Source organism: Phyllobacterium phragmitis (assembly GCF_002980495.1).
GTDB lineage: Bacteria > Pseudomonadota > Alphaproteobacteria > Rhizobiales > Rhizobiaceae > Paramesorhizobium > Paramesorhizobium phragmitis.
In genome coordinates, this window is the sequence record NZ_PVBR01000003.1 from 360,688 (window position 1) to 383,314 (window position 22,627).

Annotated in this window: 24 protein-coding genes and 2 pseudogenes; 13 read left to right on the forward strand and 13 right to left on the reverse strand. The window is 61.6% G+C overall.

The genetic code is table 11. The features are described from left to right. Nucleotides 1–18 precede the first annotated feature (18 nt). A complete protein-coding gene (locus C5748_RS05810) occupies nucleotides 19–1,233 on the reverse strand; it encodes a TIGR03862 family flavoprotein (RefSeq protein ID WP_105740970.1) in 1,215 nt (404 codons plus the stop codon). Nucleotides 1,234–1,327: 94 nt separating this feature from the next. Further along, nucleotides 1,328–2,311: an AraC family transcriptional regulator gene (locus C5748_RS05815; protein ID WP_105740971.1), complete on the reverse strand. Its 984-nt coding sequence runs from the start codon at nucleotides 2,309–2,311 to the stop codon at nucleotides 1,328–1,330. A gap of 174 nt (nucleotides 2,312–2,485) precedes the next feature. On the opposite strand from C5748_RS05815, the gene C5748_RS05820 reads away from it, so the two are divergent. Next, a complete protein-coding gene (locus tag C5748_RS05820) occupies nucleotides 2,486–3,613 on the forward strand; it encodes an MFS transporter (protein ID WP_245428826.1) in 1,128 nt (375 codons plus the stop codon). 237 nt (nucleotides 3,614–3,850) lie between these two features. Further along, nucleotides 3,851–4,243, forward strand: coding sequence for a nuclear transport factor 2 family protein (locus tag C5748_RS05825; protein WP_199194712.1), 393 nt, complete (start codon nucleotides 3,851–3,853; stop codon nucleotides 4,241–4,243). An 89-nt stretch (nucleotides 4,244–4,332) separates the two neighbouring features. Here C5748_RS05825 and C5748_RS28805 read toward each other — a convergent pair. The 7 genes and pseudogenes from C5748_RS28805 to C5748_RS05855 form a co-directional block, all read right to left on the reverse strand. Next, nucleotides 4,333–4,592: pseudogene (locus C5748_RS28805) on the reverse strand (type 2 periplasmic-binding domain-containing protein); the annotation flags it as partial. Between the two features lie 37 nt (nucleotides 4,593–4,629). Next, nucleotides 4,630–5,856, reverse strand: coding sequence for a chromate efflux transporter (chrA, locus tag C5748_RS05830; RefSeq protein ID WP_105740974.1), 1,227 nt, complete (start codon nucleotides 5,854–5,856; stop codon nucleotides 4,630–4,632). Nucleotides 5,857–5,941: 85 nt separating this feature from the next. After that, on the reverse strand, nucleotides 5,942–7,228 hold the full coding sequence (locus tag C5748_RS05835) for a TRAP transporter large permease (protein ID WP_245428828.1): 1,287 nt from the start codon (nucleotides 7,226–7,228) through the stop codon (nucleotides 5,942–5,944). After that, a complete protein-coding gene (locus C5748_RS05840) occupies nucleotides 7,225–7,719 on the reverse strand; it encodes a TRAP transporter small permease (protein ID WP_105740975.1) in 495 nt (164 codons plus the stop codon). Before C5748_RS05840 ends, C5748_RS05835 begins: the two co-directional genes overlap by 4 nt. A gap of 98 nt (nucleotides 7,720–7,817) precedes the next feature. Beyond that, complete coding sequence (locus tag C5748_RS05845) at nucleotides 7,818–8,798, reverse strand: C4-dicarboxylate TRAP transporter substrate-binding protein (RefSeq protein ID WP_105740976.1); 981 nt, start codon at nucleotides 8,796–8,798, stop codon at nucleotides 7,818–7,820. Next, nucleotides 8,798–10,012: an AGE family epimerase/isomerase gene (locus C5748_RS05850; RefSeq protein ID WP_105740977.1), complete on the reverse strand. Its 1,215-nt coding sequence runs from the start codon at nucleotides 10,010–10,012 to the stop codon at nucleotides 8,798–8,800. The genes C5748_RS05845 and C5748_RS05850 overlap by 1 nt, the downstream gene beginning before the upstream one ends. After that, nucleotides 10,009–10,737 (reverse strand): GntR family transcriptional regulator, encoded by a 729-nt coding sequence (locus tag C5748_RS05855; protein WP_245428829.1) that lies wholly within the window; start codon nucleotides 10,735–10,737, stop codon nucleotides 10,009–10,011. The genes C5748_RS05850 and C5748_RS05855 overlap by 4 nt, the downstream gene beginning before the upstream one ends. 730 nt (nucleotides 10,738–11,467) lie before the next feature. Between C5748_RS05855 and C5748_RS05860 the strand changes: the two genes are divergently transcribed. Then, the gene (locus C5748_RS05860; protein WP_105740979.1) at nucleotides 11,468–12,154 is read left to right on the forward strand and encodes a spermine/spermidine synthase domain-containing protein; all 687 of its coding nucleotides are present in this window, start codon (nucleotides 11,468–11,470) and stop codon (nucleotides 12,152–12,154) included. A 97-nt stretch (nucleotides 12,155–12,251) separates the two neighbouring features. On the opposite strand, the gene C5748_RS05865 is transcribed toward C5748_RS05860, so the two are convergent. Continuing rightward, nucleotides 12,252–13,133, reverse strand: a complete 882-nt coding sequence (locus tag C5748_RS05865) for a LysR family transcriptional regulator (protein WP_105740980.1) — start codon at nucleotides 13,131–13,133, stop codon at nucleotides 12,252–12,254. Between the two features lie 91 nt (nucleotides 13,134–13,224). On the opposite strand from C5748_RS05865, the gene C5748_RS05870 reads away from it, so the two are divergent. After that, a complete protein-coding gene (locus C5748_RS05870) occupies nucleotides 13,225–13,476 on the forward strand; it encodes a hypothetical protein (RefSeq protein WP_105740981.1) in 252 nt (83 codons plus the stop codon). Between the two features lie 151 nt (nucleotides 13,477–13,627). Here C5748_RS05870 and C5748_RS05875 read toward each other — a convergent pair whose 3' ends face one another. The 3 genes from C5748_RS05875 to phnF form a co-directional block, all read right to left on the reverse strand. Beyond that, nucleotides 13,628–14,014 (reverse strand): type II toxin-antitoxin system VapC family toxin, encoded by a 387-nt coding sequence (locus C5748_RS05875; RefSeq protein WP_105740982.1) that lies wholly within the window; start codon nucleotides 14,012–14,014, stop codon nucleotides 13,628–13,630. Continuing rightward, the gene (locus C5748_RS05880; protein WP_105740983.1) at nucleotides 14,011–14,256 is read right to left on the reverse strand and encodes a type II toxin-antitoxin system Phd/YefM family antitoxin; all 246 of its coding nucleotides are present in this window, start codon (nucleotides 14,254–14,256) and stop codon (nucleotides 14,011–14,013) included. Before C5748_RS05880 ends, C5748_RS05875 begins: the two co-directional genes overlap by 4 nt. Nucleotides 14,257–14,482: 226 nt before the next feature. Further along, a complete protein-coding gene (gene phnF, locus C5748_RS05885; RefSeq protein ID WP_105740984.1) occupies nucleotides 14,483–15,304 on the reverse strand; it encodes a phosphonate metabolism transcriptional regulator PhnF in 822 nt (273 codons plus the stop codon). Nucleotides 15,305–15,380: 76 nt separating this feature from the next. Between phnF and phnG the strand changes: the two genes are divergently transcribed. From phnG to phnD, 9 genes and pseudogenes are all read left to right on the forward strand, one after another. Beyond that, a complete protein-coding gene (phnG, locus tag C5748_RS05890) occupies nucleotides 15,381–15,845 on the forward strand; it encodes a phosphonate C-P lyase system protein PhnG (RefSeq protein ID WP_105740985.1) in 465 nt (154 codons plus the stop codon). After that, nucleotides 15,835–16,446: a phosphonate C-P lyase system protein PhnH gene (gene phnH / locus C5748_RS05895; protein WP_105740986.1), complete on the forward strand. Its 612-nt coding sequence runs from the start codon at nucleotides 15,835–15,837 to the stop codon at nucleotides 16,444–16,446. The genes phnG and phnH overlap by 11 nt, the downstream gene beginning before the upstream one ends. Before the next feature lie 3 nt (nucleotides 16,447–16,449). Continuing rightward, nucleotides 16,450–17,553, forward strand: a complete 1,104-nt coding sequence (locus tag C5748_RS05900) for a carbon-phosphorus lyase complex subunit (RefSeq protein WP_105740987.1) — start codon at nucleotides 16,450–16,452, stop codon at nucleotides 17,551–17,553. Next, a complete protein-coding gene (locus tag C5748_RS05905) occupies nucleotides 17,550–18,431 on the forward strand; it encodes an alpha-D-ribose 1-methylphosphonate 5-phosphate C-P-lyase PhnJ (protein WP_105740988.1) in 882 nt (293 codons plus the stop codon). The genes C5748_RS05900 and C5748_RS05905 overlap by 4 nt, the downstream gene beginning before the upstream one ends. Next, nucleotides 18,428–19,246: a phosphonate C-P lyase system protein PhnK gene (gene phnK, locus C5748_RS05910; RefSeq protein WP_105740989.1), complete on the forward strand. Its 819-nt coding sequence runs from the start codon at nucleotides 18,428–18,430 to the stop codon at nucleotides 19,244–19,246. The genes C5748_RS05905 and phnK overlap by 4 nt, the downstream gene beginning before the upstream one ends. 12 nt (nucleotides 19,247–19,258) lie before the next feature. Further along, nucleotides 19,259–19,966: a phosphonate C-P lyase system protein PhnL gene (gene phnL, locus C5748_RS05915; RefSeq protein WP_105740990.1), complete on the forward strand. Its 708-nt coding sequence runs from the start codon at nucleotides 19,259–19,261 to the stop codon at nucleotides 19,964–19,966. Nucleotides 19,967–19,968: 2 nt separating this feature from the next. Continuing rightward, nucleotides 19,969–20,574 (forward strand): annotated as a pseudogene (locus tag C5748_RS05920) (DapH/DapD/GlmU-related protein); the annotation flags it as partial. Between the two features lie 178 nt (nucleotides 20,575–20,752). Then, on the forward strand, nucleotides 20,753–21,592 hold the full coding sequence (phnC, locus tag C5748_RS05925) for a phosphonate ABC transporter ATP-binding protein (RefSeq protein ID WP_105740992.1): 840 nt from the start codon (nucleotides 20,753–20,755) through the stop codon (nucleotides 21,590–21,592). Nucleotides 21,593–21,617: 25 nt separating this feature from the next. Beyond that, entirely contained in the window at nucleotides 21,618–22,607 is a 990-nt protein-coding gene (phnD, locus tag C5748_RS05930) for a phosphonate ABC transporter substrate-binding protein (protein ID WP_105740993.1), read from the forward strand. Nucleotides 22,608–22,627: the final 20 nt, after the last annotated feature.

The following is a 22,627-nucleotide window of genomic DNA, read 5'->3' on the forward strand; positions in this document are numbered from 1 at the left end:
CAGCGCTGATGGCTCCATTTATCCCTGGCGCTGCAACCACGCATCGATACCCGCAGCCGCTGCCCTGCCCGTGGCGAGGCAGGCGCTAAGGAGATAACCGCCGGTGGGCGCTTCCCAATCAAGCATTTCGCCAGCAGCGAAAACGCCCGGAAGCGCCTTCAGCATATAATCCTCGTCAATGCCGCTCCATGAGATGCCGCCCGCCGAAGAGATAGCCTCCGCGATGGGGCGGGGCTTGAGGATTGAAAGCGGCAAGGCCTTGATGATTTGGGAGAGCTGTTGCGGATCGGCCCTGCCCGCCTCGGGCGCGATCTCCCGCAACAGCGCAGCTTTGACGCCTTCGACACCGGCGCCCTTACGAAGCCGGCTGGAAAAGCTTGCCTTGGTCCCTTGCCGAGCGAAATCCCGTGACAGCCGCTCCATTGACCTGCCAGGCACAAGGTCGAGCGCGAGACCAGCATTGCCCTCTCGTTCAAGACGGTCCCGCAGGTTTGCTGCATGGGCATAAACAAGGCTGCCTTCGATACCGTTTTGCGTGATCACAAATTCGCCGGGAAGCGTGCCTGCATCCGATGTAGCGGTCACGGATTTTACCGGCGCGCCTGCAAAACGATCCCTGAAGGTTTCGCTCCAGTCGACGTCGAAGCCGCAATTGGCGGGGTGAAGATCATTAATCTCCACACATTTGTCTTTCAGCCAAGGGACCCACGCCGCATCGGATCCAAGCCGCGGCCAGCTCGCGCCGCCTAGCGACAGCAAAATCGCATCGCCACGAACCACTTCCTGCCCCTTCGGGGTTGTGAAAACGCAGCCCTCCTCTGCAAAGCCTTCCCAGCGGTGACGCGTGAGGATCCTGACACCCTGTGCCTCAAGCCTGCCGAGCCAGGCGCGCAGAAGCGGCGACGCCTTCATCGCCTTTGGAAAAACACGTCCGGAGGAACCGACGAAGGTCTCGGTGCCGAGACCGCCCGCCCAGGCCCGAATATCGTCCGGCGTGAACGCATCGAGAGCAGTCCGCAATCGCTCGAAAGCGGAGCCGAAACGCGTCGCAAAGCGCGCGTAATCCTCCGCGTGGGTGATGTTGAGGCCGGATTTTCCCGCGAGCAGGAATTTGCGACCAACTGTGGGCATGCTGTCATAGATCGTCACGCAATGGCCGCGTTGGGATAAAACCTCCGCCGCCATCAGACCAGCCGGCCCGCCGCCGATGATCGCGATTTCTTTTCTTTTCATAAAGTGGTCCTGAATCCTTTGGCCGGTTCTGGCGGACGTGAGCTCTGCACGCAAGGCAAAGTACGGATTTTCTGATGCATTGGAGATTCGTGCTCTACGACGCGGCCGCGCGAACAGCGCCCGGCGATCGTCCTATCACGCGCTTGAATGCCCGGCTGAAGGCTGCCTGCGATCCATAGCCGAGGCGGTGCGCTACACTTTCGATCGGCATCCTTTCGCGTCCGATCCACTGTGCGGCGAGGCGCATGCGCAACTCCGTCAGATAGCGCACCGGCGTCATGCCCGTCACCTCCAGGAAGCGCTCGGCGAAGACCGAGCGCGAGCTTCCCATTTCCGCTGCAAGCTCGGCCACCGTCCAGTCGCGGCCAGGTTCGCGATGCAAGGCCGCGATGACCCGACCGAGCCGCGGATCGCGCAAGGCCTCGATCCAGCCCGTCGCATCGCCGCAACCGCATTCCACCCAGCCGCGGACGATCGTGGCGGAAACGACATCGGCAAGCCGCGCCAGTATCCCGGCATAGCCTGCCCGTTCCATGCGCGCTTCGCGCTCCATGGCTTCGAGCATCGGCAGTATCTCGGGCTGCCGGCCAAGCAGTGTGCCGACATGCATCACCTCCGGCATGAGCGCCACAAGCGAATGCATGCCGCCCAGATCGAATTCCATGCAGCCGCTGAAGATCAGGGCGTCTTTCGTCCGGCAGGTTTCTTCCGCGCAGGAAATGATTGCGCCGACCATCTCGCAAAGTGGAATGGCGTCATAGGTGATGATGTCGCGGCTGGGCAGATCAGGCGCGGAGAGAAGATCATGCATTCCGCCCCGCGGCAAAAGCACTGCATCATGCGTGTCGAGCATCTGGACTGTCCCACCGGCGGTACGCAGCAAGACGGGGCCACGGGCCACGAAATGGAACTGCGCTCGCCCCTCGACTGCACCGAAGCCAATGCCGAAGGGCGGCGTCATCTGTATCCGCTTATAATGAATCCCGTTGAGACGCATGCCCAAAAGCAACTCGCTCACGAGGTCGCCCGGAGGCTGCACGCGCAAGGCAGGTCGAGTTTCAGACTTATGATCAAACATTCCGGATTTATTGGCATAGATGGTCCGGAAAGTCCATCCTATTGTGCTGCACCGCACAATTTCTGGAAAGGACAGCAGATGAGCGAATGGGCACAACGAACCGAACTAGGGTCAAAATCGGGAACAGAACGGACGCCGGCGCGGGAAGAACCTGCCTGGAGCGCCGTATTATCGATGGCTCTCGGCGTATTCGGGCTTGTCACGGCGGAGTTCCTCCCCGCCAGCCTTTTGACGCCGATGGCGGCGGATCTCGGCATCAGCGAAGGTGCGGCAGGCCAGGCCGTGACGGCCACCGCGGCAGTCGCGCTGGTGACAAGCCTCCTGATCGTGGCGGCGACGCGACGCATCGACCGGCGGCTCGTGCTCCTCGCCTTCTCGGTCCTGCTGGTCGTTTCCAACCTGCTGGTTGCTTTCGCACCCGACCTGCCGGTCCTGCTGATTGGCCGTGTACTCCTCGGGGTCGCCATCGGCGGGTTCTGGACCATGTCGGCGGCGGTGATCATGCGGCTCGTGCCGAAGGCGCTCGTCCCAAGGGCGCTGTCGATCCTCTTCAGTGGTGTTTCCGCCGCGACGGTCCTTGCTGCCCCGGTCGGCAGCTATCTCGGCGATCTCGCCGGTTGGCGCAATGTCTTCCTGATCGCGGCTGCCCTGGGGCTTCTCACGCTCATCGTGCAGTTCGCCACGCTTCCATCGCTCGCATCCAGCGGCTCGGCCCGCATGCGCACGCTTGTCGATGTGCTGATGCGTCCAGGCGTCGGGCTCGGCATGATCGCCATCGCGCTGGTCTTCACCGGACATTTCGCTCTTTTCACCTATATCCGTCCGTTCCTTGAGACCGTGACGGGGGTCGGCATCAATGCCGTCTCCGGAATTCTGCTCGGCTTCGGCATCGCCAATTTCCTCGGCACCTATCTCGGCGGACTGATGCTCGAGCGCAACATGCGGCTGACCTTAATGGGTATGCCGCTGATGATGGGCATTCTCGGGCTTGGTCTTGCCAGTGCGGGCAGCGCACCCCTGGCCGACGCCGCTATGATCACCCTTTGGGGGCTCGCCTTCGGCGCTGTGCCGGTGGCCTGGTCGACCTGGATAACCCGCACCATCCCCGACGAGGCGGAAACCGGGGGCGGCCTCTTCGTTGCGGCGGTGCAGCTCGCCATCGCCATGGGAGCAGCGATGGGCGGCGCCATCTTCGAGGTGAGCGGTGCTGCGGGCGTCTTCACGGCGGGCGGCGCTATTCTCCTCGCGGCGACGCTGATGATCGGACTGGGCGTGCGGGCCCGAACCGCCGCGACCGCATAACCGGACGGCGGCGCCCTCTCAAATGGTTTGCCTGATAATGAAAAGCACCCCTCGCCGGGTGCTTTTCTGTTTCGCTTCTTGATGCCCCGGTTGATGACGATCAGATCTTGCTTCGGGTTGGCGGCATCTCCGTCTGATCGGCCAAGGCTAATTTTCACCGTTGGACTGCTTGCAATGCAGGAGCAGTTATTGTATTCATAAACTGATTGCAAAATGCATACAGAAAGGGAGGACATGATGGCCGACCCCATAGTCGTCGCCCGCAGGAGCTATCGGGCATATGCCGACAACGACCGCGCAGCCATCGAGGCAGTGATCGGCGATGACTTCTATTTTACCAGTCCGCTCGACAATCGCATCGACCGGCGGACCTATTTCGAACGCTGCTGGCCCAATAGCGAAATGATTTCGGACTTCCGGTTCATCCGTCTTGTGCAGCACGAGGACCAGGTTTTCGTGACTTACGAAGGGAAGACAAACGCGGGCCGACGCTTCCGCAATACCGAAATCCTGACCGTGCGTGACGGCAAGATCATCGAGGCGGAGGTCTATTTCGGCTGGTCCATTCCGCATGAAGCGCAAGTTGGCGGCTTCATTGACCCATCGAAGCCTGGAGAATCTGTCTCCTAAAGACGGCCTTTGACAAATGAACCGCTTGGTCCTGCCAACGGCTATGGGCGTAGCCGTCCAGATTCATGCGTTGGCGAGCTAGGTCCTGGTTATTGTCGCTCGATCCCGGGGAAGCTGCCAATCTCTTCAGCCAGGAAATTGACCATGAGCCGGACCCGCGCGCTCCGGAATGCTCAGCGGCACTGATGTCGGCGAATAGTCGGGCAGAACCACCTCGAGCCGACCTTTGCCACGAGATCGTCGATATAAGCCATTGATAAGCGGGGGCTATGCCGCGTCCGGTGACAAGGGCTTCACGCACGGCGAGCCCATGGTCGACCCGAAGACGTCCGCCAAAGGGCACCGTATAGCGTACCAAGATATCCGTCATCGCGCTGGCTCAAAACTCAGACAATGCCGATCAGCACTCCGCCAGCCGCCGCGACGATGACAACGATCCATGGCGGAAACTTCCAGGCCATGAGCAAGACAAAGCAGGTGATCGCCAGCGCGAATTCGTAAGGGCCGACGATGGCGCTGGTCCAGACCGGATTATAAAGGGCAGCACCGAGAATACCGACGACGGCTGCATTGGCGCCGCGCATAAGAGCCTGGGCGCCCGCTCGTGCACGAAATTCGTCCCAGAACGGAATGATCCCTATCAGCAGCAGGAAGCCGGGCAGGAACACCGCGACAAGCGCAATGGCGGCGCCCAACAGGCCGTTGGGCTCGGGTTGAAGCACCGTGCCGAGATAGGCGGCGAAGGTGAACAGCGGCCCGGGCACGGCCTGGGCTGCGCCATAACCGGCCAGGAACTGGTTTGCCGATACCCAGCCGGGCCGCACGACCTCCGTCTCGAGGAGCGGCAACACGACATGGCCGCCGCCAAACACCAGCGATCCGGCACGATAGAAGGAATCGAAGACCGCCAGACCCTGCGAGGACGTGACCGCGGCGAAAATCGGCAGGCCTATCAACATGAAGCAAAACGCGACGAGCGCCATGGCGCCCACGGCGCGCGAGACGGGAAAGCGCATGTGTCCGGTAATTGCTTCGCATGAGGTTCGGCATAACCAGAGCCCGGCGAGGCCGCCGGCTGCGATGGCCGCGACCTGCCCGATCGATCCGGCGACGAGAACCACGATGAGCAGGGCAGCCAAGGCGATACTGGCGCGCTCCCTGTCGGGGCAGAGGTTTTTCGCCATGCCCCAGACCGCCTGGGCGACGATGGCGACTGCGACGACCTTGAGGCCGTGGATGATGCCCGAGCCGATCGATCCGCCGAACAAGGCCGCGCCAAGGGCAAACAGCACGAGCAGGATCGCCGACGGCAAGGTGAAGGCGATCCAGGCAGCAGCGGCACCCAGCGGGCCGCCGCGCAGGAGCCCCAGCGCAAAGCCGACCTGGCTCGATGCCGGACCGGGCAGAAACTGGCACAGCGCGACGAGATCGGCATAGCCCTTCTCGTCTATCCAGCGCCGGCGAACCACGAGTTCATCGCGGAAATAGCCCAGATGGGCAATCGGGCCGCCGAAAGACGTCAGCCCCAGTTTCAAAAACACGGCAAAGACTTCAGCCGCAGTTCCCTTTCGGCCACCCAGATCTCCGGCAGTCGTCATTTCTACGTCATTCATGTCTTCGTCGCCCCTTCACGGAAGCGTATCGAACAAATTGTCGAGCGCCAAGGGCGTCGTGGGTCAACAGATCGGTTCAGCGCCTTTACATCACCCAATCCGGCAAAAAGAGAACGATCTGCGGAAACAGGATCATCAGGCAGACCAACAACAAAACCGCAGCGGCGAGCGGTAACATCTCAAGCGCGTAATCCTTGTATGAGCAGCGGAGGATCCCGCAAACGGTGAACATCGAAACGCCCACCGGTGGCGTCATCCCGCCAAAGGTCACGAGCGTCATCATGACGAGCCCGAAATGCACGGGATCTATGCCTGCAGCGGTTATGACCGGAACGAGGATAGGGGTCAAAAGCATCACGAGCACGGTCGCCTCGATCAGCATACCCAGCACCAGAAGAAACCCGCAGATCACGAACAGCAGAACTGTCGGATTGGTAATTGCGGTGAGGGAAAACTCGGCAATCGATTGCGGCACACGCTCAAAGGTGATGACGTAGCCGAAAACACCAGAGAGCAGGATGATCAGCATGATCATTCCGATATCGCGCACGCTACGCACAAGCGCGTCGATCAATGCCGGGATCGTCAATTCTCTATAAACGAGGAAGCCAATGAACAGGGCATAGGCCACCGCGAATGCCCCCGCTTCGGATGGCGTAAAATAGCCGAAGCGAATTCCGATCAGCAGCCACACTGGAAACAATACCGCCCAGAAGCTACGCTTGAAATCCACCCAGACTTCGCGAAGCGTCGGTGGGCGCTTGTTTTCAGGCTGATAGTTGCGACGCACGGAAATGCCCCAGGTAGTCGCCATCAGAACAACAGTCAGGAGAACGCCCGGTACGATGCCCGCGATAAAAAGCCGGCCAATCGAGACTTCTCCGAGATAGCCGTAAAGGATAAGGCCGAGGCTTGGCGGCAAGGTCGCTGTGATAAGGCCCCCTATCGACAGCAAGGCCGCCGTGAAGCCGCGGCTGTAGCCTTTCTGAACCATGGGCTCGCCTAGAATTCGCGACTGCATGGCCGCATCCGCCACGGCCGATCCGGAGACGCCGCCCATGAGGGCGCTGAGGATGAGCGTGGATTGAGCAAGACCACCGCGCATCCATCCCGCTATCGTCGTCGCCAGCCCCACCAGTCTTGGGGTAATGCCCGAACTGTTCATCAGATTGCCCAAAAGAATGAACAGCGGCACTGCCAAGAGCGGAAACGACTGGCTGGCGGCCACGATGCGTTGCACAGCCGTGCTATCCGGCAGGAAAACCGACGGCAGCAGGAAATAAGCCGAGCCTGCTATACCGATGGCAAAGGCCACGGGCATGCCGAGAGCGATGAGCGCGAGCGCGCCGACCAGGATCATCGTCGAAATCACAGGGGATACTCCTCGGCATCGGTGTCAGGTTCGAAAACCCTGCCCCAGCCCTTCGCGGCAATCCGCCGAAGCGTCGATATGGTCATCAGAACGGCACCTACAGGCAAAGCCAATGTGACGACGCCGTAGCTGAGGCCGGATGCTCCCAGTTCGCGGGACCAATTTCCCGCAGCCAGTTGGAAGCCGTGCCAGGCAATCCAGATCAGGAACACAAGGACCAGGATCTCCAAAAACGCAGACAGAATTTTTTGAACCCCGTGGGGGGCCATTTCTATCAATGCCGCTACCCGGATGTGCTCGCCCAGACGCATGCACAGATCGGCGCCGAACATACACGTCCAGAGAAGGAACAACTGTGCAAATTGGGGTGCCGACGTCACCGGAGCCCCGAGAGTGCGGCCTATGGCAGCAATCAGCACCGCCGACACCGTTGCCGTCAACAAGATAAGCGCGAGCACGAGCTCCACTCTGTCATAGATGCGCCACAGCATCGCTATCCCTTTCTTCGCGGGAGCAAATCCCCGAACTGACGGATGTCGGCGCGAGTTGTCCCCGCGCCAACTATTGCCGGTGTCGGCGTCCGATGGCGTTATTGCGCCTTGGGCAGGTAGGGTTTGAGAGCTTCGCGGGCCTCGACCAGTCCCACTTCTTCATAAACCTTTGCCGTCGCTTCACGGAACGGCGCCAGGTCCACCTTGTTGAAAGCAACCCCTGCCTTCTCCATCATGGACTGCACCTCGGTCAATTTTTCGGCCGTCATCCGCGTGGCTTCATCGCCAGCCGCCTTCAACTCTTCGTCTATGATGGTCCGAATGTCCTCCGGCAGCGACTTCCACCACTGCTCGGACGTCGCCAGACCGGTGAAAAGCTGGATATGGTTGGTGAGCGCGACATTGGTGGTGACTTCCTGCAGCTTGATGCCGGCCGCACCGGTCAGCTGTGCCTCAGCGCCGTCTATCGCACCAAGCTGAAGGGCTGAATATACTTCCGACCACGCCATTGGCGCTGGTGTTGCGCCCATGGCGGAGACGGTGGCGATCCAGCTGGGAGCGTCGATCGTGCGAATGCGCACTCCGCTGAGATCGGCAGGCTTCTCGATCAGCTTCTTCGTGAACATCTGTCGGGTGCCCTGGAACCAGTTGTAGTTCAGCAGGCGCAAGCCGGCATCGGCGGCAAGGCTCTCGACCCATTCGTCATAAACCGGCGATTCCGTAATGGCTGCATATTGTGTGTAGTCATCAACCAGATAGGGCGCGGCAAGAATGCCGAGTTCCTGCTTGAACGGAGCGAGGCGTCCGGCATCGACCAGCACCGCGATAGGCGCGCCGCCGCGAATTTGCTCAAGCACGTCATTGTCTTCTCCAAGCTGGGAGCTCGGATAGATCGTCACATCGATACGGCCCGCCGAGCGTTCCTCGATGCGCTTTTCGGCCCCTTGCATGGCGATCACCAATGGATCGGTAACCGGCTGCGACGTCGATAGATTGAACTGGTATTCCTGGGCGACGGCAGCGCCGCCCAACAGTGAAAGCGCAGCTGCGAGCGCGGTAATGCGTGTGGCGTGGATCATCAGTCGGTTCCTCCCTGTGGTGATGATGATGGTGAAATGCGTAGTTTCGGCTGTATATGCCAGAGCCCTGTCCGTGCCCCTTCGGTAACGAACAGCGCGACGTGATAGATCAATCGGCTTAGCGCGTCGGGCCAGATCACGCCGCCGCGGCCGTCCAGTTGATTGACCCATCGGGTCCGATCGCAAGCAAAGAACCGGCTGAAGATCAGCCTCTCCCATTTCCTTGCTCTTGCCGCGGCGCGAGCGTCTCCCCTCAGGTGAAGCATACAGGCAAGTTTGCCGGCCTCCGTCAGCGGCCAGAGAAGATGGGTATCTTCAATGATGCTGCCATCTGCGGCCAATGCATCGAAAGGTGCGCCGTCGAGCGGGTCGCCCGTGCGGCGAATGCCGTAGGTATCGGCAAACACGGTCATCCGGTCAGCCAGGGGTCGGACATGGTCATCGCCGCTCAGATCGGCGTAGCGATGCAGCAGCCACGCCCATTCATATTGGTGTCCCGGCTCACGCCTTAGCCCCTCGGCCCCTTCAAGAGGTGACAGATCGTGGCTCACGAGTTCTCGAACGGAGCCGGTCGATCGGTCGATGAAATAGTCTTGCAACAATGAGACGTACCGTGTCGCGCGTTCGAGCCATACGACCTCGCGGGTCAACTCGTAGGCCTGCAGGACCGCCTCAAGCATATGCATTTGAGGATTTTGGGCCCGCCGGTCACCGGCCTGCGCACCCTTGAGAGCCATCTGGTCGTCTTCGTAGAGCGCGCCCGTCGCAGGCTCCGTCAAGCTTTCGATGAAGCGCCATAGTTCTTCAATCCGCCCCTCGGCCACAGCCTGAGGGTCGGCCTTTCGCAACGTCACCAGAGCGAGAAGCACAAAGGATTGGTCGTAGGTGCGCCGCACCCGACTTGCGCTGCCCTCCCGGGGGCTGCCGTCGGGATCAACGGCATAGCGATAGCCGCCCTCCGGATGGCGAAGATGCGTATCCATGAAAGCATGAATTTTACGGGCAGAGTCGAGAAGGGTGGAATTGCCGGTGGCCAGGCACAAGTGGGCCAGAGAAAATACGGTCCGCGCATGCACCAGTGTCGTTTTCGGCTCGCCGAAGACCGGCCTTCCCTCGCCATCGAGGCGCTCCACCAACCCGCCCCTCTTGTGATCGGCGGCCATGGCGATCCAGCGGGGCACGATGTCTGTCGCAAACGCAGTCGCTGAGGTCACGTCACGGGCCCTCCGCGCGGCTCGAAGAAATCGGGAAGAGCCGCCGCCATAACGGGCAGATCGTCGAGAATCTGACGCAAATGCCCCCGCATGGCCGCTTCGGCGGCATCAGGATCGCGCTCGCGGATCGCCGAAACCACGTCGGCATGTTGCGTGATGAGCCGATCACGCGGAAAGTGTCGTGCATTGAGATATCGCATGCGATCCATCTGCGTCTTCAATGGTTGAAGGATTTCCCAACCAGACCCCTGCCCGGCCGCCTCGGCGAGGCGGCGATGGAACTGCTCATCAAGTATCAGGAAACCTTGGGGATCCGGCCCTTCCGCCACGAGCCTTTGCGCGTCAAGAAGACGCTCCAGATCGAGGATCAATTCATCGCTCGGCTGCACTGCGACCAGCCGGACAATGTCTGCTTCGACCGCTTCTCGAACAAAGCGTGCCGAGGTGACTGCGCTAATGCGAATACGGCTGACATAGGTCCCCCGTTGCGGTCTGATTTCGAGCAGCGATTCCTCGGCCAGTTTGATGAACGCCTCGCGCACAGGCTGTCTGCTGACGCCGAAGACGTTGGCCACATCAATCTCGGAAAGGCGCGCACCCGGCAGCAATTCGCCCCGAAGTATCCATTCGCGGATCGCGCGCCACAGCTGCGGACCAACCGCCTTTTCCAGAAAGACGTGCGGAGGCACAGGAAATGTAGTCGCAGTGCGCACATTCATTGACATGTCCTCCCCTCCTCCTTCCTGAACATGAAACACTACTACCATACTAGTCAACTCCCTGGGGCGGCTGGGAGTTAGCCAAGCATCGCGGACTTTGATCCAGATCGAGGTCGCGATACCCCCTCTTGTGCCAGACACGCGATCCAGCAGCAGTCGAAATGCATCTGATCTCGACCGCCGAGCATCCATCAATGGGCTCTTGAGGTGCGACGGCCTATGAACCGGCTTTTGAGACGGAGGGCCGTGGATCACATCGATCTTGTCGGGCGCCCGCGTTTACCGAAGGCATGGCCGATGCGGCCCAGTTGAGGAATTGCCCAAGCGGCTACGCGAACTGCCGATCCGCATCGAGCACCTGCTGTGAAGAAGGCGCGCGGACCATGGGCAATCGGCCTCTCATCGCTGAGCAGTTGAACGACACAAATGGTGATGTCATGAGCAGTATTCTGATCATACTTTCCGCAGCCTATACCTGGACTCGCGCCGATGGCAGCAAGCACGAGAGCGGTGTTTGAACCGAAGAATTCGTCGTTATGCACGAAAAGTTTGTCGGGGCGGGCTTCACCGTCGATGTCGCCGAACCCGGTGGAAAAACACCGACCTCGATCCCCACAGCATGAACCCCGATGTCGTCGGGCAGGAGCACGTCGACCACCCGTGGCTCGCACACGCGATAGGCATCGCCTCGACGATCGGCTATACGAGTTCAATCACCTCAACCGAAGGGCCGTAGATGATTCCCTGGGAAACGCTCGATACCGCAAACATCCCCGGCGGCAGCGAAACGCTGCGGCTGAAGCGACGCGGCGCCGAGTTTTCGATTATGCTGGGCGCCAACGAACTGATGAACAGCAGGCTCAGCGGCTCGGAAGCAGAATTGGCGCGCCTGACGATCGAGCGCCTTGCGGCATCTCCTTCGCATATCCTGATTGGTGGTCTCGGAATGGGTTTCACGTTGCGCGCCGCCTTGCCGCTTCTGCCGCAGACGGCCCGGATCACCGTGGCAGAGCTGGTCCCTGCGGTCGTGGCATGGGCGCGCGGGCCTTTGGCTGAGCTCCATGCCGACAGCCTTATTGATCCGCGCGTGACGATCGTCGAAAATGACGTTGGCGCGATAATCGGCGAAAGGCGCGCGGCTTGGGACGCGATCCTGCTCGACGTAGACAACGGGCCCGAGGGGCTGAGCCGCGAGGGCAACGATCCTCTCTATGATGCGCGCGGTTTGCGCGCCGCTTTCTCCGCGCTTACGCCCGGCGGCATTCTGTCGGTCTGGTCGTCTGGCCCCAACGCGGCGTTCACACGCTACCTTCGCCAAGCCGGTTTTGCGGTCGAGGAGGTCGGCGTGCGCGCCGGTACCACGCGGCGCGGTGCACGCCACGTCATCTGGCTTGCGACCCGTCCTTCGAGATCGCAGGCCTGACACGCGCTACCTGCTGCTCAGGCTACCTGAAAACACTTTGTCCCAAGAACTGCCGATGCATTGCGACACCCAATACTGATGTACCCGCACCTTCTTCTCAGCGATCGATTTCGCGCGCTGGGCGGCGACCTGCAAACAGCTCGCCGTGACTGCGGATCAGCTTCGTCATACGATCGACCACTGTCCGGATCTCCCGCCTGTGGCGATCGTCGTCGTTCATGACGATCCACTGATTGTGCCGCAGCATTTCGATTTCGCCACCCACACGCTCCAGCCGGCTATCCTGATCTGCGACGAAACAGGGCAGCACCGCAACCCCCGCCCCGGCAATCACCAGATCCCTCAGCGATCGCGGCCGATTCACCGTCACCGCTATCCGGCTCGCCTGCTCCTGGTGGGGATACCGCAGATAGGCCGAAATCGCCTGATGCTCCGCGACCGCCAGCCACCGATCAGCAACCGAAGGGTGGGCGTTGCGCGCTCGATAGGCGGCATAAGCCACCTCGCCGAGCCGCCGGGACGCCAGGTTCTGCTCTTCAGGCACGAATGCGCGGATGCCGATATCACTTTCCCGGTGAGCCAGACTTGCCCGTCGCTCGGCGATCAACAGGTCGATGCGGAAATCGTCCCGCTCGTTCCGGATCGCCACAAAGTTTTTCGCCATCCACCAGGCCAGCCAGGTTCCGCAGGCGATCCTTACCAGCGCAGTACCGGCACCCTCTTCCCGCCAGTTCCGGATCCGGCGGGCAGCCCCTTCCATTTCCAGGACCTGGTCAAAGAGCAATGATCCGTCCGCGGTCAACCGATAACCCGTTCGGCTTCGCACGAAGAGCACGCGTCCGATACCGGCCTCGAGTTCAAGCATCCGCCGTCCGATTGTAGCGGGACTGAGGCCGCTGACAGCGGTCGCGCCAGAAAGGCCGCCATGGCGCGCGACCTGCATGAACAACGCGTAAGTGTCCCAGCCTATGTTTTTCATCAATGAAAAACATAGCGCAGTTTTCACCGTTCAAGAAGCGAAAGATTCCCCGTAATTGAGATGATGGCTTTTCATTCACGGAGGTTGAACCATGTACGAGGTGTTTGCAGCCATCATCGCTTTCTCGAACCTGCCCAAAGATGACAGCCCTCGCAGCCGGCGGCACGCGGAGGACCGGTTTTACGACGAACTTGGAACGCCCCTGCCTCTGCCGCTGACGGCGTTCTTTCGAATTCTATCAATCGCGCAAAGCTGGCGGGGCTGGCGCACCGGCCACAGGCGGCTCCTTCGGATCCGCAAGCCGGCAGTGGAATCGAAGGGTAGGGTAGCCGGCCAAAACTGATCCCGGTCCCGCCGCGGCCATTATCCGGGAACGCAGCGCACCACATTCGTGCCAGCGATGCTCGTCGCCAGTCAGGCTGATCCCTGCTGCGGCAGCCTTCGATGCGGCACTCGGCCAGGGCCTCGGTGGTCGAGCCCGTTCAGAAGGTTACTCACAGTCGACGAACAGGCGCTGGATACTGTGCAATGCGTTCGTCGACTGTGAGCAGGGTGATCCCTTCGACGATGGACTGGGCAATGAGTATCCGGTCGAACGGGTCCTTGTGGATGGGCGGAAGTCCGTCTACGCCAACGGCATGCAAGCCCGATACATCCAGTTCCTGATAGCCATTGTCGAGCAAACCGCGCCGCAGGAGACGTGGATCGACGGTAAAGTCTTCGCGGCCCAAACCGCGCTTGATCGCGACCTCCCACAGGCTAGCCGCGCTGAAGATCAGCTCATTGTCCGGATTCTCAATTTCCGCGAGGGCGGCAGTTGAGAGCCGCTCAGGCTCGCCAGCCGCCCAAAGCAGAAGGTGGGTGTCGAGCAACAGCTTCATTTGTTGCCATGGAAGAGTTGATCGATTTCGCTGTCACCCATTCGATCGAAGTCATCTGGCACGGTAAACTGTCCCGCCATGAAGCCAACACGGCGCGCATCCCGCGGTGAAGGAGCTTCGATGGCGACCACCTTGACCATCGCCTTGCCTGCCTTCGCTATGATGAAAGGCTCGCCCTTGGCTGCCTTTTCGATCAATCGCGACAAGTGGGTTTTTGCCTCATGAATGTTGACGGTATGCATGGATTTTCTTCCTAGCTTAGTCCAATAGACTTAGTTTATTTGGTGCATATTTTCAAGCCGGGCTGCGCCTTTGCAGTGAAAGAGGGTAGCTCGGTTGAAATCGCCGACGGCCGAACACCGAAAAGCTTCGCATGTCGAGACGGTTCTGCGACACCTGCCAACAGAAAAGCCGGTCACGCCAGGAAGCGCAGCGCACCACATTCGTGCCAGCGACGCTCGTCACCAGTCAGGCTGGTCCCTGCTGACGCGCCAGCCCGTCCTGATGATCCTGTGATGCGACGGCACGAGAGCTCTCTATGACAAGCTCGACCCGGTCGGCCGCAAACCGCGTCATTGAATACTGGATCGGTGCGCCGCCAAGGTCCGTGTTCAGGGCATGCGTGATGATGACGATGGCGCCGGGCGCGAGTTTGAGTTCGCGTGTGTCCGCTTCGTCCGCGTGGCGTGCTTCCACGCGCGTCGACGCACGGCGGTAATCTTCGATGCCGCACTCGGCCAGGGCCTCGGTGATCGAGCCCGTCCTGGCGTAGGCTTCCGGAATCGTCGCAAATCGTCCGGCGCCGAACCATGACGTCGACCGGGAGACCGGCACGCCGTCCGCCTTCCCCAGATTCTCGACGCGGATCAGCATCTCGCCAGGCTGAAGTCCGAGTGCCGAGGCGATCGGTTCGCTTGCCGGCTCGTTTGTGTGGCTGGTCATTTCGCTCCGGGTCTCGCGCGCTTGTCCACCGATACCGGCTGAAAAGCGTGTACGCTCGCCGATGGGATAGACGAGCCGCTTCTGGCGCCTGACATAGGTACCGCGCCCCTGTTCCGATTGCAGTACGCCTTCATGGGCAAGCGCCGAGATGGCGACCCGCACCGTGTGGCGATTGACGCCGAAGCGTTCCGCAAGCTGGCTTTCCGGTGGCAGACGGCCGTTCTCGTCCGCCAGCCCACCCGCGATGCCCTGACGGATACCGTCCGCGATCTGCCGCCACAGCGCCACGCCCACCCCCCGCTGCAACCCCGCCTTTTTCACTATTCGACCCTTTCGTGCTGCTGTCATTTGCCCGTCATCGAGACGCGTTATGTATGGATTAACTTATCCACTTGTCTAGATCAATATACAATTTGGAAATGCGATGGATATCGAAACAGAAATTGCTGCCAGACGGAGCCGGATGTCCGTTCTGGCACGTTGCAAGACCAGTCGGCTGCAGGGGCTTTGGGCGAAGCTCGGGCTCGATCCCGCCTACAAGCTTCTGCGTGGACCGGAATACGGCCTTGTGATGTTGCGGGGCCGAACGGGCGGGACCGGAGAGGCCTTCAACATCGGCGAAGCGACCATCACACGCGTCAGTGTGAAGCTGGACGACGGTTCCGTCGGCCATGCCATGGCGCTTGGGCGGGACCACGCAAAGGTGCGCCTTTCCGCCATTGTCGATGCGCTCTGCCACGACATCGAGACGGCCGCCCTGATCGATGCCGAAATAATTGCGCCAATACGGAGCGAGCTCGATGGCGAAGATGAAAAGCGCCGGCAGCAAACGGCGGCCACCCGGGTCGATTTCTTCACCATGGTGCGCGGAGAAGATGATGCAGACTGAGGCAAACACACTCGACGGCGGCTTCGCTCAGCCGGTTTTCGACGCGCAGGCGACCTTCCGCGCGATCATGGATGCGATGGCGCGCCCGGCAACGATCACGCCGGTATTCCCGCGCGCAGTCCCGCCTGCCCCTCTTCAGCCCCTGACTGGAGCGGTCGCCTGCACCCTGATCGATGCCGATACGCCGGTCTGGCTCGATCCGGCGCTGGGCGGCAGTGAAGCCTTACGGGCGTGGCTGGCCTTTCATACCAACGCGCGCTTTGCGGATGCGCCGGCTGGCACTGCCTTTGCGCTCGTCGCCAACCCGGCTGCAATGCCGCCGCTCGACCATTTTGCGCAGGGAACCCAGGAATATCCGGACCGCTCGGCAACGCTCGTCCTGCAGATCGAGAGCTTCGAGGGTGGTGTGCCGCTCACCTTCCACGGCCCCGGCATCGAGGGAACGGCATCGATAGCGCCATTTGGTCTGCCATCCGATTTTGCCGACCAGTGGAATGAGAATATCAGCCGTTTTCCACGCGGCGTCGACCTGATCCTGATCGCTGGCGAGGCGATCGCATGCCTGCCGCGCTCGGCGCGCCTTGTCGAGGGGGAGGATTAAGCCATGTATGTTGCAGTCAAGGGTGGCGAAGCGGCCATCGACAACGCACACCGCCTGCTTGCCGACCGCCGCCGCGGCAACCGTTCGGTGCCTGCGCTGACGCTCGACCAGATTGCCGAACAGCTGGCCCTCGGCGTCGACCGGGTGATGAGCGAAGGCTCGCTTTATGACCGCCGGCTTGCAGCACTCGCCATCAAGCAGGCGCGCGGCGACGTGATCGAGGCGATCTTTCTGGTGCGGGCCTATCGCACCACTTTGCCGCGCTTCGGCTTCGCCGAGCCGGTCGACACCGGAGCCATGCGGGTCGAGCGCCGCGTATCCGCCTGCTACAAGGATCTGCCCGGCGGCCAGTTGCTCGGGCCGACCTTCGACTATACGCATCGGCTGCTTGATGAGGAGCTCGAAGGCGACCCCGAAATCGTATCAGGCGAGACGCGTGAAAGCGCGGCCGAACCGATTGCGCGGATCGCGGATATTCTCGGCGGCGAAGGCCTGATCGAAGAGGATTCCGGCAGGGATGGCGAGCCTGGCGACATCAACCAGAGGCCCCTGGAATTTCCCCTGTCCCGTGCCATGCGCCTGCAAAGCCTCGCACGCGGCGACGAAGGCTTTCTGCTTGCGCTCGGCTATTCGACGCAACGCGGCTACGCCCGTTCCCACCCCTTTGCCGGCGAGATCCGTATCGGCGAGATCGAGGTCGAGGTCTATATGCCCGAGCTCGGCTTTGCCGTGCCGGTTGGCCGCGTGCAGCTCACCGAATGCCAGATGGTCAACCAGTTCCAGGGTTCGGCCAAGGTGCCGCCGCAGTTCACCCGCGGCTATGGCCTCGTCTTCGGACAATCGGAACGCAAGGCGATGGCGATGGCGCTGTGCGACCGCGCCTTGCGCGCCGAGGAGTTCGGCGAGGACATCGTCGCGCCGGCGCAGGACCAGGAGTTTGTGATCTCCCATTGCGACAACGTGCAGGCGACCGGCTTCGTCGAACATCTGAAGCTGCCGCATTACGTCGACTTTCAGGCCGAACTCGGCCTCGTGCGCACCATGCGCGCGCAATTCGAGCAGGCACAAGCTGAAAGCGCCAAGGAAAACAAGGAGGCGGCTGAATGACCGCGCATGCACGGACTTCAAGCTACAATTTCGCTTATCTCGACGAACAAACCAAGCGGATGATCCGGCGCGCCATCCTGAAGGCCATCGCCATTCCCGGCTATCAGGTGCCCTTTGCCAGCCGCGAGATGCCGATGCCTTATGGCTGGGGGACGGGCGGCGTTCAGGTCACCGCAGCGATCCTCGGGCCAAAGGACGTGCTGAAGGTCATCGACCAGGGCGCCGATGACACGACCAACGCCGTCTCGATCCGCAAATTCTTCCAAAGGGTCGCAGGCGTCGAGACGACCACTCGGACAGCGGATGCCACCATCATCCAGACGCGCCACCGCATTCCCGAGGCGCCGCTGAAGCAAGGCCAGGTGCTGGTCTATCAGGTGCCAATCCCCGAGCCGCTGCGCTTCCTCGAGCCACGCGAGACCGAAACGCGCAAGATGCATGCGCTCGAGGAATATGGCCTGATGCATGTGAAGCTCTACGAAGACATCGCGCGCAACGGCCATATCGCCACCACCTACGCCTATCCGGTGAAGGTCGAAGGCCGCTACGTGATGGACCCTTCCCCCACGCCGAAGTTCGACAATCCCAAGATGCATATGTCGGAAGCGCTGCAGCTCTTCGGCGCTGGCCGCGAGAAGCGCATCTACGCCCTGCCGCCCCATACCGAGGTGGTCAGCCTCGATTTCGAGGATCATCCCTTCGAAGTGCAGCGCTTCGACAAGCCGTGCGCTTTGTGCGGGGCCGAGCGGGTCTATCTCGATGAGGTCGTTCTGGATGACCGCGGCGGAAACATGTTCGTGTGCTCCGACACCGATCATTGCGAGAGCCGGCGTGCCGAAGGCCTGCGCGGCGCGCTTTCAGGCGAGGTCGCGCCATGACCGTCGCCGCTGCCAAGATCGAAACCCTGGACCGGGAAAGCGCGGCGCTGCCGCTGTTGTCGGTCCGCTCGGTAACCAGGACCTATGGCGCTCGCATCGGCTGCGCCGATGTCAGCTTCGACATATGGCCAGGCGAGGTACTTGCGGTGGTCGGCGAATCCGGTTCCGGCAAGACGACGCTTTTGAACTGCATCTCGACGCGCCTCGAACCGACATCCGGCACGATCTCCTACCGCATGCGCGACGGCGAAATGCGCGATCTCTATCAGTTGGAAGAAGCCGAGAGACGCGTCCTGCTCCGCACCGACTGGGGGTTCGTCCATCAGAATCCGGCGGACGGACTGCGCATGACCGTGTCTGCGGGCGCCAATGTGGGCGAGCGACTGATGGCCGTCGGCCAGCGCCATTACGGAAGGCTGCGCTCGACCGCGACCGACTGGCTCGGCCGTGTCGAGATCGACACTGAGCGCATCGACGACCAGCCGCGCGCCTTCTCCGGCGGCATGCGCCAGCGCCTTCAGATCGCCCGCAATCTCGTCACCGCGCCGCGGCTTGTCTTCATGGACGAACCGACAGGCGGCCTCGACGTCTCGGTCCAGGCAAGACTGCTGGACCTGTTGCGCGGACTGGTCAACGACCTCGGCCTCGCCGTCATCATCGTGACGCATGATCTCGCCGTGGCGCGTCTCCTGTCGCACCGCATGCTGGTGATGAAGGATGGCCGCGTGGTGGAGCATGGGTTGACCGATCGCCTGCTCGACGATCCGCAGGCACCCTACACCCAACTCCTCGTCTCTTCCATCCTGCAGGTCTGAGGTCACACCGCCATGATCCCCTCCCTCATCGCCTCCGGCTTGGCCAAGACTTTCAAAATGCATCTGCGTGGCGGTATCGAGTTGCCGGTCATTACCGACGCCGCCTTCTCACTGCAGCCCGGTCAGTGCGCTGTGCTCGGCGGTCCCTCGGGCGCCGGCAAGAGTTCCATCCTCAAGATGCTCTATGGCAACTACGCCGCCAATGCCGGCCAGATTCTCGTGCGCCACCGCGGCGCAGAGATCGATCTTGCCCGCGCAGAACCGCGGACGGTCCTTGAATTGCGCCGGGAAACGATCGGCTATGTCAGCCAGTTCCTGCGCGTCGTTCCCCGTGTCAGCGCGCTTGATATCGTGGCGGAACCGCTGGTCGAACGCGGCATCGACCGCCCGCAGGCAACGCGGCGCTCCGGCGATCTCCTTTCCCGGCTCAATCTTCCCGAGCGGCTGTGGAACCTGCCTCCCGCCACCTTCTCGGGCGGAGAGCAGCAGCGCGTCAACATCGCGCGCGGTTTCATCACCGATCATCCGATCCTGCTGCTCGACGAACCGACCGCTTCGCTCGATGCGGTGAACCGGTCGGTCGTCATCGACATGATCGCTGAAAAGAAAAAAGCCGGCGTGGCTCTTCTCGGCATCTTTCACGACGCCGATGTGCGCAGCGCAGTCGCCGACACGATCATCGACGTCACCGGCTTCGCACCGCTTGGAAAGGACACGTAACCATGGCCCGCCTGTCCGAAACGCCTGTTATCCATCCGACGGCGCAACTCGAAAACTGCAGTCTCGGCCGCTACACCGAAGTCGCGGAGGGCGGACGCCTCGTGGAAACGGAACTCGGCGACTATTCCTATGTGATGGAGAACTGCCAGAGCTGGTGCGTCACCATCGGCAAGTTCGCCAATATTGCGGCGTCGGTGCGTATCAATGCGACGCATCATCCGATGTCCCGCGCCACGCTGCACCACTTCACCTATCGCGCATCGGACTACTTCGACGATGCCGAACATGAAGCGGATTTCTTCGCGGCGCGCCGCGCCAGACGCGTCTTCATCGGTCACGACACCTGGATCGGACACGGCGTCACCATCCTGCCCGGCGTAACCATCGGCGACGGCGCGATTGTCGGTGCAGGTGCGGTCGTGACGAAAGATGTCGCGCCCTACACGATCGTCGGCGGCGTTCCGGCAAGGTTCATGCGCCGGCGCTTTCCCGATGCGATCGCACAGCGGATGCAGGCGCTGGCCTGGTGGGACTGGCCCCACGAAAGGCTGCGCCATGCGCTCGACGACTTCCGCCACCTCAGCGCCGAGGCGTTCCTGGACCGGCACGAAAACGCCGCCTGGTCCCACACGTCTGTGGATCGTCACGAAACTGCTATCTCAACGACAACTGAGCTTCATACGGCGGGGCTAAGAACATGATGACACTCGGCCCCCTCCGCCGCCCCGAATGGCTGGCAGGGCGCCGCGACGTCTCCGGTTTAGACTGCGTCGAAAGAGGAACTCGATGACCGCCATCTCCATTCGAAATCTGTCCAAGAGCTTCGGCAAGAAGCGTGCGCTGGACAATATCAGCCTCGACATTCAACGCGGCGAGATGGTTGCGCTGATCGGCGCGTCCGGCTCCGGCAAGAGCACCCTCATCCGCCACATCTGCGGGCTGGAAATCGGCCTGGCGGGGGAAAGCACGATCGACGTTCTCGGCAGTCCGATGCAGGGCGGCGGCCGGCTGTCGGCGAAGGCGCGCGAAATACGCCGCAACATCGGCGTGGTTTTCCAGCAGTTCAACCTTGTCGGACGATTGTCGGTGTTATCGAATGTGCTGCTCGGCAATCTTGGCCGGATACCGGCCTGGCGGGGCACGCTCGGCCTGTTCACGTCGAAAGAGAAGCTGGCCGCCCGCGAAGCGCTCGCCCGGGTCGGCATTCCCGAAGTCGCCTGGCAACGCGCATCCACGCTCTCGGGCGGCCAGCAGCAGCGCGCGGCGATCGCCCGCACGCTCGTGCAACGCTCCAACATCCTGCTTGCCGATGAGCCGATCGCCTCGCTCGATCCCTCCTCCGCGCGGCGCATCATGGAGATCCTCGCCGCCGTCAACCGGGACGAGCAGATCACCTGCGTCGTGTCGTTACACCAGGTCGAATATGCGCGCCGCTATTGCCCGCGCACCATTGCACTGCGCGACGGGCGCATCGTCTTCGACGGTCCGTCGTCGGAACTGACGAACCAGATGCTGGTGGAGCTTTACGGCGCCAGTTCCGAGGAACTGATTTTGCCGGATACGCCATCGCAGCCGGCCAAACCGAAACGCGTCACGAAACCAGGGCGCGTTCCGGCATTCGCATAGTCAACACATCAACAGGGAGCTTATCATGAACGCATTTCTCAAGGGCGCGGCAGCCACTGCCTTCGCCATTATCCTGTCAAGCGCGGCGATCGCCGAAGAGATCAATTTCGGCATCATCTCCACGGAATCGCAACAGAACCTGAAGCCGAAATGGGAGCCGCTTCTGGCTGACCTGTCCAAGGCCACCGGTCTCGAGGTGAAACCCTTCTTCGCATCCGACTATTCCGGCGTCATCGAAGGCATGCGCTTCGGCAAGGTGCAGCTTGCCTGGTACGGCAACAAGTCGGCTATGGAAGCCGTGGACCGCGCCGGCGGCGAAGTGTTCGTTCAGTCGGTCGATGTCGGAGGCAATCCCGGCTACTGGTCCGTCATCCTCGCGCCCAAGGACAGCAAGCTGAACTCGGTCGAAGACCTGCTGAAATGCGACAAGTCGCTGAATTTCGGCCTTGGCGATCCGAATTCGACGTCAGGCTTCCTGGTGCCGACCACGTTCATCTTCGCAGCCAACAATGTGGATCCGAAGGACTGCTTCAAGAACGTGACCAACGCCAACCACGAGATCAATGCCATGTCCGTCGCCAATAGCCAGTTGGACGCAGCGACGAACAACACCGAAAATATGACTGTAATAGAGAAGAATGCTCCTGATGCGTTTGCCAAGCTGAAGGTGATCTGGAAGTCGCCGCTCATCCCGTCCGACCCGCTGGTTTGGCGCAAGGATCTGCCGGAAGAAACCAAGGCCAAGCTCCGGGAATTCTTCGTGACCTATGGAACCGACAAGTCGAAGGGCGACATCGCACACGAGAAGGAAGTGCTCGCCGGCCTCGAATGGGCGCCGTTCAGGCCCTCGACCGATGACCAGCTCTTGCCGATCCGCATCATGGAACTCACGAAGAACATCGCCAAGATCCAGGGTGACGCCTCGCTGCCCGAGGCCGAGAAGAAGGCGCAGATCGAGAAACTGGAAGCTGACAAGGTCAGGTTCGAGGAAAAGCTGAAGTCGACCCAGGGCTAACGACCTCGCCCCCGGCCATC

Bases quoted from the DNA above. Each gene is read 5' to 3' on its own strand.
- C5748_RS05810 (WP_105740970.1), bottom strand. From the start codon at position 1,233: ATGAAAAGAAAAGAAATCGCGATCATCGGCGGCGGGCCGGCTGGTCTG.
- C5748_RS05815 (WP_105740971.1), bottom strand. From the start codon at position 2,311: ATGTTTGATCATAAGTCTGAAACTCGACCTGCCTTGCGCGTGCAGCCT.
- C5748_RS05820 (WP_245428826.1), top strand. From the start codon at position 2,486: ATGGCTCTCGGCGTATTCGGGCTTGTCACGGCGGAGTTCCTCCCCGCC.
- C5748_RS05825 (WP_199194712.1), top strand. From the start codon at position 3,851: ATGGCCGACCCCATAGTCGTCGCCCGCAGGAGCTATCGGGCATATGCC.
- chrA (WP_105740974.1), bottom strand. From the start codon at position 5,856: ATGAATGACGTAGAAATGACGACTGCCGGAGATCTGGGTGGCCGAAAG.
- C5748_RS05840 (WP_105740975.1), bottom strand. From the start codon at position 7,719: ATGCTGTGGCGCATCTATGACAGAGTGGAGCTCGTGCTCGCGCTTATC.
- C5748_RS05845 (WP_105740976.1), bottom strand. From the start codon at position 8,798: ATGATCCACGCCACACGCATTACCGCGCTCGCAGCTGCGCTTTCACTG.
- C5748_RS05855 (WP_245428829.1), bottom strand. From the start codon at position 10,737: ATGTCAATGAATGTGCGCACTGCGACTACATTTCCTGTGCCTCCGCAC.
- C5748_RS05860 (WP_105740979.1), top strand. From the start codon at position 11,468: ATGATTCCCTGGGAAACGCTCGATACCGCAAACATCCCCGGCGGCAGC.
- C5748_RS05865 (WP_105740980.1), bottom strand. From the start codon at position 13,133: ATGAAAAACATAGGCTGGGACACTTACGCGTTGTTCATGCAGGTCGCG.
- C5748_RS05870 (WP_105740981.1), top strand. From the start codon at position 13,225: ATGTACGAGGTGTTTGCAGCCATCATCGCTTTCTCGAACCTGCCCAAA.
- C5748_RS05875 (WP_105740982.1), bottom strand. From the start codon at position 14,014: ATGAAGCTGTTGCTCGACACCCACCTTCTGCTTTGGGCGGCTGGCGAG.
- C5748_RS05880 (WP_105740983.1), bottom strand. From the start codon at position 14,256: ATGCATACCGTCAACATTCATGAGGCAAAAACCCACTTGTCGCGATTG.
- phnF (WP_105740984.1), bottom strand. From the start codon at position 15,304: ATGACAGCAGCACGAAAGGGTCGAATAGTGAAAAAGGCGGGGTTGCAG.
- phnG (WP_105740985.1), top strand. From the start codon at position 15,381: ATGGATATCGAAACAGAAATTGCTGCCAGACGGAGCCGGATGTCCGTT.
- phnH (WP_105740986.1), top strand. From the start codon at position 15,835: ATGCAGACTGAGGCAAACACACTCGACGGCGGCTTCGCTCAGCCGGTT.
- C5748_RS05900 (WP_105740987.1), top strand. From the start codon at position 16,450: ATGTATGTTGCAGTCAAGGGTGGCGAAGCGGCCATCGACAACGCACAC.
- C5748_RS05905 (WP_105740988.1), top strand. From the start codon at position 17,550: ATGACCGCGCATGCACGGACTTCAAGCTACAATTTCGCTTATCTCGAC.
- phnK (WP_105740989.1), top strand. From the start codon at position 18,428: ATGACCGTCGCCGCTGCCAAGATCGAAACCCTGGACCGGGAAAGCGCG.
- phnL (WP_105740990.1), top strand. From the start codon at position 19,259: ATGATCCCCTCCCTCATCGCCTCCGGCTTGGCCAAGACTTTCAAAATG.
- phnC (WP_105740992.1), top strand. From the start codon at position 20,753: ATGACCGCCATCTCCATTCGAAATCTGTCCAAGAGCTTCGGCAAGAAG.
- phnD (WP_105740993.1), top strand. From the start codon at position 21,618: ATGAACGCATTTCTCAAGGGCGCGGCAGCCACTGCCTTCGCCATTATC.